A 12,281-nucleotide genomic window follows, 5' to 3' on the forward strand; every position below is an offset into this window, starting at 1 on the left:
GCGAATGCTGCTTCCGTTTCGACATCTCTGATCTCATCTTCGTCGAAGATCAGCAGACAGCAATTTGTAGCCTACGTCAGCGTCCGATTTTCGGGGAGTAGCTCAGCCTTTCGTTCGAACTGAACGGGGCTTATGAAGCCGAGTGACGAGTGCCGTCTTATCGGGTTATAAAACCCGTCGATGTATCTGGCGATGGCGTTTTCGGCCCGTTGCCGGGATTTCCAGGCCACCGGCCAGATCAGCTCCGACTTGATGGTCTTGAAAAAGGCTTCGACCATCGAGTTGTTGTAGCAGTTGCCCTTGCCGCTCATGGAGATCGGGAAGCCCTGTTTCCGAAGCTCGGCCTGGTAATCGACAGAGCAATACTGGCTGCCGCGACCCGAATGACGGATCAATCCATCTCGTGGTCTCCTGGTGGTCACACCAGCCATGAAGAAGCAGGTTGACGCCACTTCCTCCACCACTTCACGGAACACTGCCCATTTTGGTCTTGAGCCTCTGAAGAATCGCAGTTATCTACGAACTACTGTCGCGGGGTGGAGCAGCCCGGTAGCTCGTCAGGCTCATAACCTGAAGGTCGCAGGTTCAAATCCTGCCCCCGCAACCAACAAATTTCCCCAAACATTACAAAGCCTTAAGCCAGCTTTGGCGGCAAATCGGCGCGAGAACATTCACCGCATTCGGCCGCAACAAACCGCAAACAAAGTCGGAACACGTCGGCCGATTTGACCCCGGCGGTTGGCGCTACGTTGGCGGTAATTGCCTCCCCATCGCTTCATTCGAAGGTCTGCTCGCGTTCTTCATCGCGGCTTCTCTCCGCTTCTCGTTCCCTACAAATTTGCTTCTTCACCTCTGGGACTATGCTTTCTGCCGCCGAGGCAATCGCCTCGTTCGAATGAACCATCAAGGACTCCAGAGCACCGAGCCTACTTTCCATTATGTCCGCTCGAGAACCAGACCAGAACATGGGTGCAATCTTGCTGGCATAGGCTCCCAGGATTTCGTCCGGACTAGGAGCCGCCTCGAGGAATTTTATTGCCTGTTCACTTAACTCGACTCGGTTATTGGTGCCATCTTCAACCCAAGGATTGATGCTCGCTGCTACGGTTCGCCAGACCTCCGGAGCTCTGTTTCGGTTGCACCATTCGATCAGTGTATCACCTGCAATGGCTCCCAGCGAAGTTTTGTCCAATCCACCTCGCTCCAAGAGAAATATTCGCGTGCGCTGAGTTTCCTCATCGCCTGAAAAGACGCGATCAAGGAATTCTTCAGGGCACTTGGCAGCTGTGACACGAACTGCATTTTCGAAAGAATGAACATATCCGTGCCGCTCGTCGATCACCGAAAAAATGGCATCAAGCCAAGCCGTCTTCAGATCTTCGTTTCCGTCGAAAGAGAGCGCGGCTTCGATGACCTTCTCAAGAGCGTGGTCAATCGTGCCCCCGGGGTCATTGCGGCTTCGTTTAATTATGCGCGCTGCAGCCTTCAGCCCGATACGGCGGAACTCGCGGCCCAGCGCGTCCTTGGCCGGGGAAGCCCGATGAAGTTTCATCGAGAGAGCATCCAACACGATTGCGTCACCGTTGGGCTTGTCCAGTAAGCGTTCTGCAAGTTCCCGCAAGCGCTTTTGGGGAATACCAGCATAGGAATCTCGCCACAGGAGGTCGCCATACAAGAAGCCGGTCACATCGGGGTGCTCAAGGGCTGAAATGCACCGATCCAAGTCCTTTTCGTCGAAACTTCCCGCCGGGTGCAGACCGACAAGAATGGGTCGCAGCAGTGCGTCGTCGAGGCATTGGTCCAGCAGTGCCTGGGCGGTGGAGCGATCGGTTTCATCGAGCGCTTCCATGAAACCGCTCAGGACAGCGAAGTTGCACTTGTCCGGTTCATGTCGATGAAATGCCTCAACAAGTCGGGACCATGTTTCCTGCTGGTCGAAAGCGCCTTTCGCCAATCCCCGGCCGAAAGCGTGGCGATAAGCCATCCACTCAGTTGAAAACAGGCCCGGGAGTAACGTCTCAATCGGCTGGCAGGAGCGTGCAAATTCCTCTCCAAGCTCCTCTACCTTTGCTGCCAACCTTTTGTCGGCTTCGCTGTACTTATTCGGATCGCTGTCGTCGAACTCATCATCCAGCTCCCAGCGATGGCCCTTCCCAAGGACGTAGGTCATGATCTTGGCCATCAAGTCTTTTGGAGCCAGTTCGGCTTCGAGAGACGCGAGGCTACCGGGAATGGGTTCGATTTCCTCTTCTCCTGCCTTCTTCCTGTAATCGAAGTAGATGATTGACCGCACAGCTTTCCAGCCCTCAACCCATGGATGGTGTCGATTTAGCGTTCTTGCTGCCTTTATTAGATCGTCCCGGATATCTTGCTGGTCCCACAGGCCCCGGAATTTCTGGGCCAGAACGGCCCTGGTTTTGCTGGCAAGATCCACGTCGCGCAAATTGCCAAACTCCACGGCGAGGGAAAGGAAACGCCTGCGCCAATCAGCGAGTTCTTCGTAGTTGGGACTGTAACCGAAATCGCGTGGCCGTGCGCCGAAATCGATGGATCCGTCACCGAGCCAGGGAGGTCCGCCGAGTGCCGTTTCGAGCATGCGCAGGCCAAGACTTTGCCGCCTCGAACTGTTCGAGCTCAGAAAGCTTTTCGCCCATGCCAATCTCTGTTCGAGAGATGCGTGTGTGCCGGACAGATACGCTTGGAAAAATCGAACGATTCTGTCCGTAACGGCATCACAGGAGTTTGATCCGTCTTCGAAATCCGCCACGCGAACAAGCAGGCGGATGCACCGATCAAAAAGCGCGGGCTCGTATGCAAGCGACTGCAGTATGCGGAGAATGGTGGTTCTTCGGAGGTTTCGAATGGAATCAAACCCGGAGAATTCTGGAGAATTCGTCTCTTCCTCGATCCGCTCGAGGACGGCCTCGGGTGCGACGGGCGCGATATAGTCGAGAATCCGCGCGTTCATGTCGTCCAAGGCGGAAACCTGTCTCAACCGGCCCCCTGCGACCAGCCACGATTTGACGATCTGCTGCGCCACGGGATGGTCATGCATCAGCCCCAGTCGGTGGGCAAACGACAGAAGCAGCCGTTCCCTTCCCGGGGCCTCGAAAGTTCGCAGCAGAGTCTCGATCGGCACATTCGCAAGTGCATCGTTCGCAAGACGGTTCGCAATGGCGTGCGGAAGGATTGCCCTCCAATGGGAACGTTGCTGGGCAATTCCCCGGCGGAGGAGCTCTGACGTGGAACGGAAGAGCTGTTCCCGCGAAATGCCGCCAATCTCCCCGAGAACGGCAAGTTCGTCGACTTCCACATCCAGGGATTTCACCGAAAAGGAATACACGAGCGACAGGATTTCGGCATGCTGGCGCAGGTTGCCTTCGGGCTGATTTCTCTGGTGGAACAGCCGGTCGAACAACTGCGCGTCAGAAAGATGAGCCAGTGATTCTCCGTCTTCCGCTCTCTCGGCTACGGCCAATGCAACCCTCGCATTGCCGTCAGCAAAATTTGCTATCCTCCTCGCATTGACTTGGCCGATAGTGGGAAATCGGCGGAACACCAATTGTTCGGCGATATCCGGCCCATCGGCCGTAATCTGGACCACTTCCGTCGTCTGGGGCTTGTCATCTCTGATGTCATACTCGACGGTAATCAGAGAAATCCGTGATCCGGCTGATGATACGCGAGATGCCAGTCTTGAGTGCAGGTCCGGTGGGCAGTTATCGATGACCATGATGGCTGGACAATTTTCTGCAATCAACATGTCCAGCATTCTGTTGGCGGAAGGATCAGGGTTGGCACCTATATCGACGTACACGGCTTGGGTCCGGTCCAGAGCCTTTTCCCCAACATCGTCTTCGAACAGGGCCTGGACGAACCGGGTTTTCCCGACGCCCGATAATCCCGTGATCCGTATGGCCTTTGTTGTCTTGCGGACAAGGTTGCGCACGGGCTCTATGGCATTCTGGAGATCCAGTTTCTCGCCGGTCGGCAGGGTGACTGAAATGCCAGGCGCGAGGATCAAGGTATCATCAGCACCAGCGGGCGGGTTGCTCCATGGGCCAAACGGGCGCCATCCTGAAAGGCTTTGCCCTAACGCGCCACGAACCCAGAGCATGACCGATGGATGCTGTCGTAGCCATTGGTGCAGTTTGGATCGATCGTAGAAATCCAGATGGATCTGGTCCTTGTTGGGAACGTCGTCCAGCAAGCTCCGCATGGCATCCAAACGGTCTTTTCTCCGGGAATCGGTGCAATCGTCGGCTAGGCTAACGATTACATAGCTGCCTCCGATTTCAGCTTGGCGTGCGATGATAGGGGAAAGAGTGCCGTTTGGGCACATCTCCTGCCTGATCCGACCTGCAGGCATGGAGTGCGTTTTTGCTTGGAAAATCGTGTTTGGGCGGAAGATGTACCCGGAATTCAACCGTTCTGCCGGTACAACGACTCGAACGTCAACGCCCCCATCCGGGGCGGTTGTTGATCCGCCCCAGAAAACGCATGCCGGGCTGTACCCGGCCGCCGCGATTTCTGCCTCGGCCAAGCGTGCAATCAGTTCTTCAAGTTGGCTATCGGACAAACCCAGCAGCGCATCTTTATCGAGCTCAAGGATGGTCAACCGGATAGTCTCCCAGAAAAAGCGAAGGCGATTGCCAAGTCGAGTCCGGTGCTAATTTACTGCGCGTGCGTTGTGCAATCCATCTCGGTATCCTCCCTACAACTTGCCGGGGCAACCCCGCCGCCGGTTCCGCCGCGACGCCACCCCTTCCTCCCACTCATAGGTTGATTCGACGCGCAACACACGCCTCATGTGTCGTCGAGGAGACCTGTGCCGATGCAGCTGACGGAAGCCTGCCTGAAGGGACTTGAGCCGAAACCCCGCCGCTACCGGGTGAAGGACGACAAGATCACCGGCTTCGGGGTGCGGGTCTATCCCAACGGCACCAAGGTGTTCCGCTTCGAGACACAGCTTGGCAGGAAGCAGATCTCGATCCGCATCGGAGAATGGCCCGCCTGGAGCGTCACCGCCGCGCGGGAACGGGCGCGGGAGCTTCGGCGCATGATCGACCTCGGCATCGATCCGACCGAGGAGCGCAAGCGCAAGGCCGGCGCCACCGTGGCGGAGCTGATCGCACGCTACGAGGAAGAGCATCTGCCACATCTGGCGCGGCGCAGCGCCTCGGATCAGAAATCCATGCTCCACCGCTACGTCATGCCCCACTGGGGCAACCGGCCGGTGGGTGAGATCGAGCCGCGCGACGTGAACCAGCTTCTGACCATGATCGCCGAGGGCACGGTCGATCCGAAAAGGAAGGACAGGCCCAAGCCCGTCCGCGCCAACCGCACCGGCGAGGTGCTGCGCAAGATGTTCAACCTCGCCATCGAGTGGGGCATGCGCAAAGACAACCCGGCTTCTTCCTTCCGCAGGCGACTCGAACATGAGCGCGAGCGCTTCCTGACCCGTAAGGAACTCGAGCGCCTTGCCGCCGCGCTCGAGGCGGACCCTGACGACCGGACGGTGGGTATCATCCGCATGTGCATGCTCACCGGCGCGCGGCTTGGCGAGGTGCGCTGCGCCCGCTTCGAGCATTTCAACCTCGAGCACATGACCTGGACGAAGCCCGCCTCGATGACGAAGCAGCGCAAGATCCACCGCCTGCCGATCTCCGAGGAGGTCGCGGCCATCGTGCGCCAGCGCCGTCTGGTGGTGCCGGAGGGCTGCCCGTGGCTTTTCCCCGGCGAGGTTGAAGGCCAGCCTGTGCAGGAAATCCGGCGTGGCTGGCACCGAATCCGCGCAGCCGCGGGGCTTCAGGATGTGCGCATCCACGATCTGCGCCACACCTTCGCCTCGCTCCTTGTCAGCAGGGGCGCCTCGCTCGAGATGGTGGCCAAGCTGCTCGGCCATGCGCAGGTGCAGACCACCCAGCGCTACGCGCATCTTGCCGATGCACCTCTGCGTGGCGGGGTGGATGCCGTGGCCGAAATGCTCCGGCCACGGCCGAAGGTGGTGGGCGACCGTCAGGCCGGACCCTGAAGTTCGCGCCAGAGCGGCATCAGCCGGCGCCGCACCGTGCTCTCGTCGGGCACATCGCCGCGCGTGGCGAACCAGTCCTGCGCCCAGCGCACAAGCTCCGACTGGCTGGGCGGCGCGCCGTCCTTCGCCACCCGCGCCACGAGTCCGTATCCCAATTGCTCCCAGTCATAGCGGATCGCGCCACCGGCGCGAACGAGGACGAGCCCTTCCTCGATCTCGAACCGGTCGGCATCGCTGCGCAGGATCGCAAGATCGGCAAGCGTCACGCAAATGCCTTCGGCGGGCTCGGTAACCGTGCACCACTTGTCCTTCTGGCTGAGCGGCCGGATCCGCTTGAGATACGCCGGCTCGTCCGAGCGGCCCTCGCGGAGGAACAGCGGCAGGATGTCGGCCGAAGCGACCTCGACCAGGCCCGCGACCTCTTCTCCGCAGCAGATCACCGGCGAAATTCCGGTGACGATCGTGAGCCGCTCCATGGCGGCCCATCCGCCGATGTCAGCGTAGGTGCATCCCCACCGCGCGGCAACGCGTTCAACCGAAATGACAACTCGAGACCCCGAGCCGCTCATGCGCAATTTCCTCCTCTCTGTCCGGTCCAAGGGCAGACGGGGTCGAAATGCGCGCACGCCACCGCTCCGCGGAATCGCGGTTGATCCGACCTGCCAGCGGGTCATGCAACGCCCGTCGGTTCAGGTCCGGTGGACCTGCTCGAATCTCTTGCCCATAAGCCCTGTGGGGCCGATTTTGCGCACGGTCCACGCGAGCGAGTCAATGTGGAAATCTCGCTCCGGTAGCAGTGCCCGATGACTTGGCTTGTGGCCTGAGAGGGGTGGCGAGTCCGCCCGCCGGTTTTGCCGCGACGCCACCCGGGGCACTCGAATGTCCTCGGTCTCGTTCGCAGACGAGGAGGATCGCATGAGCGACATGGAAATCGACAACCGCCCCGAACATGAGACCCGGCTTCTCGACGGCTGGTTCAGTCGTGAGGAGCTCGCCCGCGAGCTTGGCGTCTCGGTGGACACGCTGGCGCGCTGGGAGACCCGCCGCATCGGCCCGCCCAATGTGCGCGTCGGCAGGCGGGTGATCTACCGTCGCGCCGCCGTGCTCGCCTGGCTCGAGGCGCAGGAGCGGAGGCCGGTCAAATGAGAGGGTGGGTAGCGAAGGACAGGTTCACGCGGGAATCGGCGCGCCGCATCCTCGAGCGCCCCGACCTGCACTCCGACGACGATCTGCGTGACGCGGCGACTTGGCTTTTGGTGCATGGTGATTGGATCGACGTGGTGCGCGCCACGGAGATCATGCGCTGCCTCGATGACGGCGAGGCGCCTCGCCCGATGCCTCCGCGCACGGGCTTCTCGGCCGCCGAGCCTTCCGAAGCCCAGCGCGCGGCGGCGGTGCATGGGCTGGTGCGGAACCGCCTCGCGCGCCTGCGCAGTACGGGCCAGCCGTCTGGCTCCCAGCGCAAGGCGCTGTTCTGGTCACTGGGCACGCTGGCGGGGATCGTGCTCGCCGCACTTGGCTGGAGGGGCCTGCCATGATGCGCGACAGGATCTGGGCCGCCGTGGAGTGGGTGCGGGCGGAGGGAGGCCCGGCCCAAGGGCAGCAGCTCATCGACGGTGCCCGTGGCTGGGAGTTCTGCGCCCGCCGCGAATGCCTGGTGGCAGCGACCGATGCGGGCAACGGCTGGGTCGAGGTGCGGCTGAATGGGCGCGGGGAGATCGTCGTCTCGGTCTACGAGCCGGGCATGCTCACGCTCTGGACGGCGATGCTTCCCGACGGCGTCCGCGAGGCGCGTCGCCGCTGCCCGGCCTGCGACCGCTTCGTTAACCGCGAGGGGAACGGACATCTTGCCGGCTGCCCGGAGGACGCCTGCCTCGCGCTTCCCCTCGAGGAGGGCGCGCGATGAGCCATTACGCAACCACCTGGGCGATCCGCCAGCGCGGCCTGAAACCGGCGACCAAGCTCGTGCTGTGGTATCTCGCCGACCGGCACAACCCGGACTACGGCTGCTTTCCCTCTCAGGAGAGCCTCGCGCGCGACGCGGAGATGTCGCGCGCCTCTGTCAACCGCCACCTTGCGGCGCTGGAAGACATGGGCCTCATCCGCCGCGTGCGCCGGACCGATCCGGCCACCGGCCGCGTGCTCGCCACCCGCTACCTTCTGGCCTTCGAGGACGAGTTCGATGAGGCGCCGGAAACGCCGCCGTGTCTCGATTTGACACACGGCCCGTGTCTCAAATCGGACGAATCCCGTGTCTCAGATTGCGACACTAACCTTGTAATAGAACCCGTAAGGAGGATGATGATGAAAGAGGCGGGCGATTTCCGCGCCCGTCTTCTGGCCGCGCTGGGCGCCGATCCCGAGAGCGGGGTGATTGCCGGCGAGGACGCCCCTCTCGGGACGGCTGCTGACATGGTCGAGGCCGAGCGCTGGAAGTCCGATCTCGGGCTTACCGAGGATGACTGCGTCGCGGTGATCGCCGACGTCATGCGCCGCGCGCCCGCCCCGCCCCGGAGCTTCCGCTATTTTCGCGAGGCGATGCGGGCCTTCGCCGCGGCGAAAGCCGAAGCGCCGCTCGCGCCCCGCAAGCGCCGTGCCCGCAAGGCATCGCCGCCCATCCGCGCGCGTCTTCCCGAGGAAATCCCGAACCGGGAGGCGCGCGATGGCGGGGCGTGAGATCGTGTCGCGCGCGTTCAACGCCTGGCTCGAGCGCTACGCGCCACCCATGCACCTTCGCGACAAGCCCGAGGCCGCCCAGCGCGAGGCCGATGCGCTTCTCGCCGCCGCCCTGCGCCACATGCCGGAGCGGGAGGTGGAGGTGTGGGTCACGGCCCTGTGCGACGAGCTTGACCGCAGCGCCACGACCCGCTGCTGGCCGACGGTGCGCGAGGTCGAGGCGGCGGCAGGCAAGGCGCATGTCGCGCTGGGCCCGGTGCGGGAGGCGCCGGCCGACTGGCGCCTCGACGACGCGGCCATCACCGCCCAGCGCATCCGCAATGGCGAGCCCTTCGCCGCCGCGCATCTGCGGGGGGCGATTGCCGACGAGATGCTGCGGCGCGGGCTTATCTCCAGCGCCGAGCTCGCGGCGCTGCGCGAGCAGCTGGCGCGGCGGGAACGGGACTGGAGATAGGCCATGGCGCGCAGGAGACCCGCAGGCAGGGGCGGCCTGAGCCCCTCGGAGATCGCCGACCGCCTCGAGGAGGCGGCCCGGACGCTCCGCCGCCTGCCTGATCCGCCGGGCTCGGGGCCGCGGGGCTATGGCCGGTCCTGGCCCGAATACATCCACGAGGCCAAGGACGCCTACGGCTGGCACGAGGCGCGCCTGCGGGTGCGCCCTTCTCCTGCCGACATCCAGCAGATGGAGGAATGTTTCGACTGGCTGCGCCTTGTGCCGGTGGAGGAAGCGCAGATCCTCTGGTGGCGCGCGGAGGGGCTGCGCTGGCGCGAGGTCGCCATCCGCGCCGGATGCGTGCGCCAGACTGCCTGGCGCCGCTGGGTGGCGGCGCTGGCGACGATCGCGAAGAAGCTGGAGGCGCGGGGCTGACGAAAAGAGACGCAGGCCGTCTTCACGAATTCTTTGCCTGTTTCGAATATTGCGATTATCCTCGGGCTGTCCTATCTGCGGAGAACGGGCGGCTGCGAGCCAATGCGTATCGCCTCGGGAGAATGCGATGACCATCAACGCCAATCTGGCCAGGAAATTCGGGGACGGGCTTCCGACGGATACTGATCGGGCGGCGGCGGATCAGTTGCGGCGTCTGCTTGTAACCGCCATGACCGAAGCGAGAACGGAAGAAGGCGTGGCCGTTTCGTTCGTCGATCCCGAAACGCGCAGGAAGGCCGAGATCATCCTGTCGCCGCATCTCGCCCAGCTCTTCATCGAGCTCCTGCGCCACATCTCCGACGGAGACGCCGTTACCCTGATCCCGGTGAGCAAGATGCTGACCACACAGCAGGCAGCTGACATTCTGAACGTCTCGCGGCCGCATCTCATCAAGCTTCTCCGCAGCGAGGACAACCCCGGCGGCATCCCCTTCGAGATGATCGGACGGCACCGCCGGATCCGGGCGACCGATCTGTTCGAATTCAAGCGCAAGCGAGACGAAGAGAGGACCCGCGCGCTCGACGAGCTCATGGCGGCTGACGCGGACCTGATCTGAGGCGTGTTCGCCAACCGCTTCACCATCGCCGGCGCAGCCAGCCCTTCCTCCCTTGCCACTCCATGGCCAGTCCCGATGAGTTGGGAGTCGCGCTGAGCGGGCACACCAACAGAGGCTGGCACGAGGCCTTCGTGAATGCCTCCTGACGGTGTGAGGGAGGACGTAACATCTCTCCGGGACGCGAGAATGCATTCGCTATACGGGAAATCCCGTATAGGGCGATTCGCAACTCGCCACCTCCCCGCTGTCGCGAGGCACGCGCAATACGGGAATTCCCGTAAAGCGATCGCCTTGAACGTCCCGAAATCGCGACTGGGGATCGCTTGCTCAGGATGGAAAGCAACGGGCTCCTCGATTCAGCCAACATCCTGCGTGAGCACATCGACGATCTCTGAGGCCCCCGCCCCTGGTTCCTCCGTCGCGGCGGACGTATGCGGGAGGGCGGCGCCCGTTTCAACGCCAGCGTCAGGAAAGATTTTTGGGTTCGCATCCCGGCCCGGGTTCGCACCCGACGACGGGTGGTGATCGAGCCGGACCTTCCGCGAAGGCGCCCCCCAATCGGCTGATATTCCCGCAGAAATCAGGACTTTTCAGACTTCTTCGCCGCCTCACGGTCTCTCCCACCGCATCGTCGGAAGGTGCGAACCCAAGGTGCGAACCCGCAGGGTGCGAACCGGGGCGTGGTTCGCACCTGTCCGGTCGCGCGCTGACATGGCCGAAAGCGTCGAACTTCTGGCGCGACAAAACGGCCCCGATCAGGCAGGATTTACGGCAAGATCGGACGAACACCGCCCATCGCTCACGGAACTCTCTCCTCCCAGACCTCACCCGCCGCGCCTCGCGCCCGGCGGGTTTCTTTATGTGCCCATGAAGATCGTACAGCGCCCGCTTGCCTCGCTCACGCCCTATGCCGGCAACCCCCGCACCCATTCCGAGGAGCAGATCGCCCAGATCGCGGCCTCGATCGCGGAATTCGGCTTCACCAATCCGATCCTTGCCGACGGAAAGGGCGTGATCATCGCGGGTCACGGCCGGCTTCTCGCGGCGCAGCGGCTTGGCCTCGAGAAGGTTCCGGTCATCACCCTCGGGCACCTCACGGAGGCGCAGCGGCGGGCGCTGGTGATCGCCGACAACAAGATCGCCGAGAATGCCGGGTGGGACGAAGAACTCCTGCGCGCCGAGCTTCGCGCGCTCGAGGACATGGACTTCGAGCTCGAGCTGACGGGGTTCTCGGACCTCGAGCTCGACGAGCTTCTTGCGGATCTGGACGGGGAGGACGACCCGGAAACGGGGCGCGCGCCCATCGTGGTTCCCGAGCCGCCGCGCAACCCGGTGTCGCGGACGGGCGACCTCTGGATTCTCGGCGATCACCGGCTGCTCTGCGGCGACAGCACGAACCATGAGGATGTGCGCCGCTTGATGAACGGCGAGCGCGCGGTGCTGTTCGCGACCGATCCGCCTTATCTCGTCGATTACGACGGTTCCAACCACCCGACGCGCAACAAGGATTGGAGCCAGAGCTACGGCGTCACCTGGGACGACAGCAGCCAAGGCGCCGAGCTCTACGATGGTTTCATCGCTGCGGCGGTCGCCGAGGCGATCACCGAGGATGCCGCCTGGTACTGTTGGCACGCCTCCCGCCGCCAGGCGATGCTGGAAGCCTGCTGGGAGAAGGCCGGGGCCTTCGTCCATCAGCAGATCATCTGGGTGAAGGATCGCGGGGTGCTGACCCGCTCCCACTACCTCTGGAAGCACGAGCCCTGCTTCATGGGCTGGCGCCGCCCGAACCGGCCGCCGAAAGTGGCCGAGGAAACGCTTCCCTCGACCTGGGAGATGCCGTCCTTTGCGAAGGACGAGCGCCCGGATCACCCGACACCGAAACCGCTCGACGCCTTCGGGATCCCCATGCGCCAGCATGTGGCGCGCGGCGGCCTCTGCTACGAGCCCTTCTCGGGCTCCGGCTCGCAGATCATGGCGGGCGAGGCCAACGGCCGCCGCGTCTTCGCGATGGAGATCAGCCCAGCCTATGTCGACGTCGCCGTCGAGCGCTGGCAGGCGGAGACTGGCAAGGACGCGATCCTCGATGG

At 63.0% G+C, this 12,281-nt stretch carries 11 protein-coding genes, 1 tRNA gene and 1 pseudogene; 10 read left to right on the forward strand and 3 right to left on the reverse strand.

The genetic code is table 11. The annotated features are described in order from the left end of the window. Window positions 1–71 precede the first annotated feature (71 nt). A pseudogene (locus C4S70_RS17490) lies at window positions 72–458 on the reverse strand (transposase); the annotation flags it as partial. A 72-nt stretch (window positions 459–530) separates the two neighbouring features. Here C4S70_RS17490 and C4S70_RS17495 point away from each other — a divergent pair. Further along, a tRNA-Met gene (locus C4S70_RS17495) sits at window positions 531–607 on the forward strand. A 168-nt stretch (window positions 608–775) separates the two neighbouring features. On the opposite strand, the gene C4S70_RS17500 is transcribed toward C4S70_RS17495, so the two are convergent. Next, window positions 776–4,618, reverse strand: a complete 3,843-nt coding sequence (locus C4S70_RS17500) for a hypothetical protein (RefSeq protein ID WP_104009384.1) — start codon at window positions 4,616–4,618, stop codon at window positions 776–778. Between the two features lie 216 nt (window positions 4,619–4,834). On the opposite strand from C4S70_RS17500, the gene C4S70_RS17505 reads away from it, so the two are divergent. Next, the gene (locus C4S70_RS17505; protein WP_104009385.1) at window positions 4,835–6,034 is read left to right on the forward strand and encodes a tyrosine-type recombinase/integrase; all 1,200 of its coding nucleotides are present in this window, start codon (window positions 4,835–4,837) and stop codon (window positions 6,032–6,034) included. On the opposite strand, the gene C4S70_RS17510 is transcribed toward C4S70_RS17505, so the two are convergent. Further along, a complete protein-coding gene (locus C4S70_RS17510) occupies window positions 6,019–6,510 on the reverse strand; it encodes a hypothetical protein (protein ID WP_104009386.1) in 492 nt (163 codons plus the stop codon). The two genes, C4S70_RS17505 and C4S70_RS17510, sit on opposite strands and share 16 nt — an antisense overlap. A gap of 439 nt (window positions 6,511–6,949) precedes the next feature. Between C4S70_RS17510 and C4S70_RS17515 the strand changes: the two genes are divergently transcribed. The 8 genes from C4S70_RS17515 to C4S70_RS17550 form a co-directional block, all read left to right on the forward strand. Further along, window positions 6,950–7,180, forward strand: a complete 231-nt coding sequence (locus C4S70_RS17515; protein WP_235003882.1) for a helix-turn-helix transcriptional regulator — start codon at window positions 6,950–6,952, stop codon at window positions 7,178–7,180. After that, window positions 7,177–7,572, forward strand: coding sequence for a hypothetical protein (locus C4S70_RS17520; protein ID WP_104009387.1), 396 nt, complete (start codon window positions 7,177–7,179; stop codon window positions 7,570–7,572). Before C4S70_RS17515 ends, C4S70_RS17520 begins: the two co-directional genes overlap by 4 nt. Beyond that, on the forward strand, window positions 7,569–7,940 hold the full coding sequence (locus tag C4S70_RS17525) for a hypothetical protein (RefSeq protein ID WP_104009388.1): 372 nt from the start codon (window positions 7,569–7,571) through the stop codon (window positions 7,938–7,940). Before C4S70_RS17520 ends, C4S70_RS17525 begins: the two co-directional genes overlap by 4 nt. Then, window positions 7,937–8,710 (forward strand): helix-turn-helix domain-containing protein, encoded by a 774-nt coding sequence (locus C4S70_RS17530; protein ID WP_104009389.1) that lies wholly within the window; start codon window positions 7,937–7,939, stop codon window positions 8,708–8,710. Before C4S70_RS17525 ends, C4S70_RS17530 begins: the two co-directional genes overlap by 4 nt. A gap of 49 nt (window positions 8,711–8,759) precedes the next feature. Beyond that, window positions 8,760–9,164: a hypothetical protein gene (locus C4S70_RS17535; RefSeq protein ID WP_146064257.1), complete on the forward strand. Its 405-nt coding sequence runs from the start codon at window positions 8,760–8,762 to the stop codon at window positions 9,162–9,164. Between the two features lie 3 nt (window positions 9,165–9,167). After that, on the forward strand, window positions 9,168–9,578 hold the full coding sequence (locus C4S70_RS17540; RefSeq protein ID WP_104009391.1) for a DUF6362 family protein: 411 nt from the start codon (window positions 9,168–9,170) through the stop codon (window positions 9,576–9,578). Window positions 9,579–9,705: 127 nt separating this feature from the next. Further along, the gene (locus C4S70_RS19260; protein ID WP_104009392.1) at window positions 9,706–10,194 is read left to right on the forward strand and encodes a helix-turn-helix domain-containing protein; all 489 of its coding nucleotides are present in this window, start codon (window positions 9,706–9,708) and stop codon (window positions 10,192–10,194) included. Window positions 10,195–11,061: 867 nt separating this feature from the next. Next, the coding region (locus C4S70_RS17550) for a site-specific DNA-methyltransferase (protein WP_104009393.1) at window positions 11,062–12,281 on the forward strand (1,220 nt) is incomplete at its 3' end.

Origin of the sequence: Jhaorihella thermophila, from assembly GCF_900108275.1 — a bacterium.
In the GTDB taxonomy this organism is placed as follows: domain Bacteria; phylum Pseudomonadota; class Alphaproteobacteria; order Rhodobacterales; family Rhodobacteraceae; genus Jhaorihella; species Jhaorihella thermophila.

Excerpts from the sequence above, each read along its gene's own strand:
- C4S70_RS17520 (WP_104009387.1), top strand. The coding sequence starts at position 7,177 with ATGAGAGGGTGGGTAGCGAAGGACAGGTTCACGCGGGAATCGGCGCGC.
- C4S70_RS17510 (WP_104009386.1), bottom strand. The coding sequence starts at position 6,510 with ATGGAGCGGCTCACGATCGTCACCGGAATTTCGCCGGTGATCTGCTGC.
- C4S70_RS17530 (WP_104009389.1), top strand. The coding sequence starts at position 7,937 with ATGAGCCATTACGCAACCACCTGGGCGATCCGCCAGCGCGGCCTGAAA.
- C4S70_RS17505 (WP_104009385.1), top strand. The coding sequence starts at position 4,835 with ATGCAGCTGACGGAAGCCTGCCTGAAGGGACTTGAGCCGAAACCCCGC.
- C4S70_RS17540 (WP_104009391.1), top strand. The coding sequence starts at position 9,168 with ATGGCGCGCAGGAGACCCGCAGGCAGGGGCGGCCTGAGCCCCTCGGAG.
- C4S70_RS17525 (WP_104009388.1), top strand. The coding sequence starts at position 7,569 with ATGATGCGCGACAGGATCTGGGCCGCCGTGGAGTGGGTGCGGGCGGAG.
- C4S70_RS19260 (WP_104009392.1), top strand. The coding sequence starts at position 9,706 with ATGACCATCAACGCCAATCTGGCCAGGAAATTCGGGGACGGGCTTCCG.
- C4S70_RS17535 (WP_146064257.1), top strand. The coding sequence starts at position 8,760 with ATGCACCTTCGCGACAAGCCCGAGGCCGCCCAGCGCGAGGCCGATGCG.
- C4S70_RS17515 (WP_235003882.1), top strand. The coding sequence starts at position 6,950 with ATGAGCGACATGGAAATCGACAACCGCCCCGAACATGAGACCCGGCTT.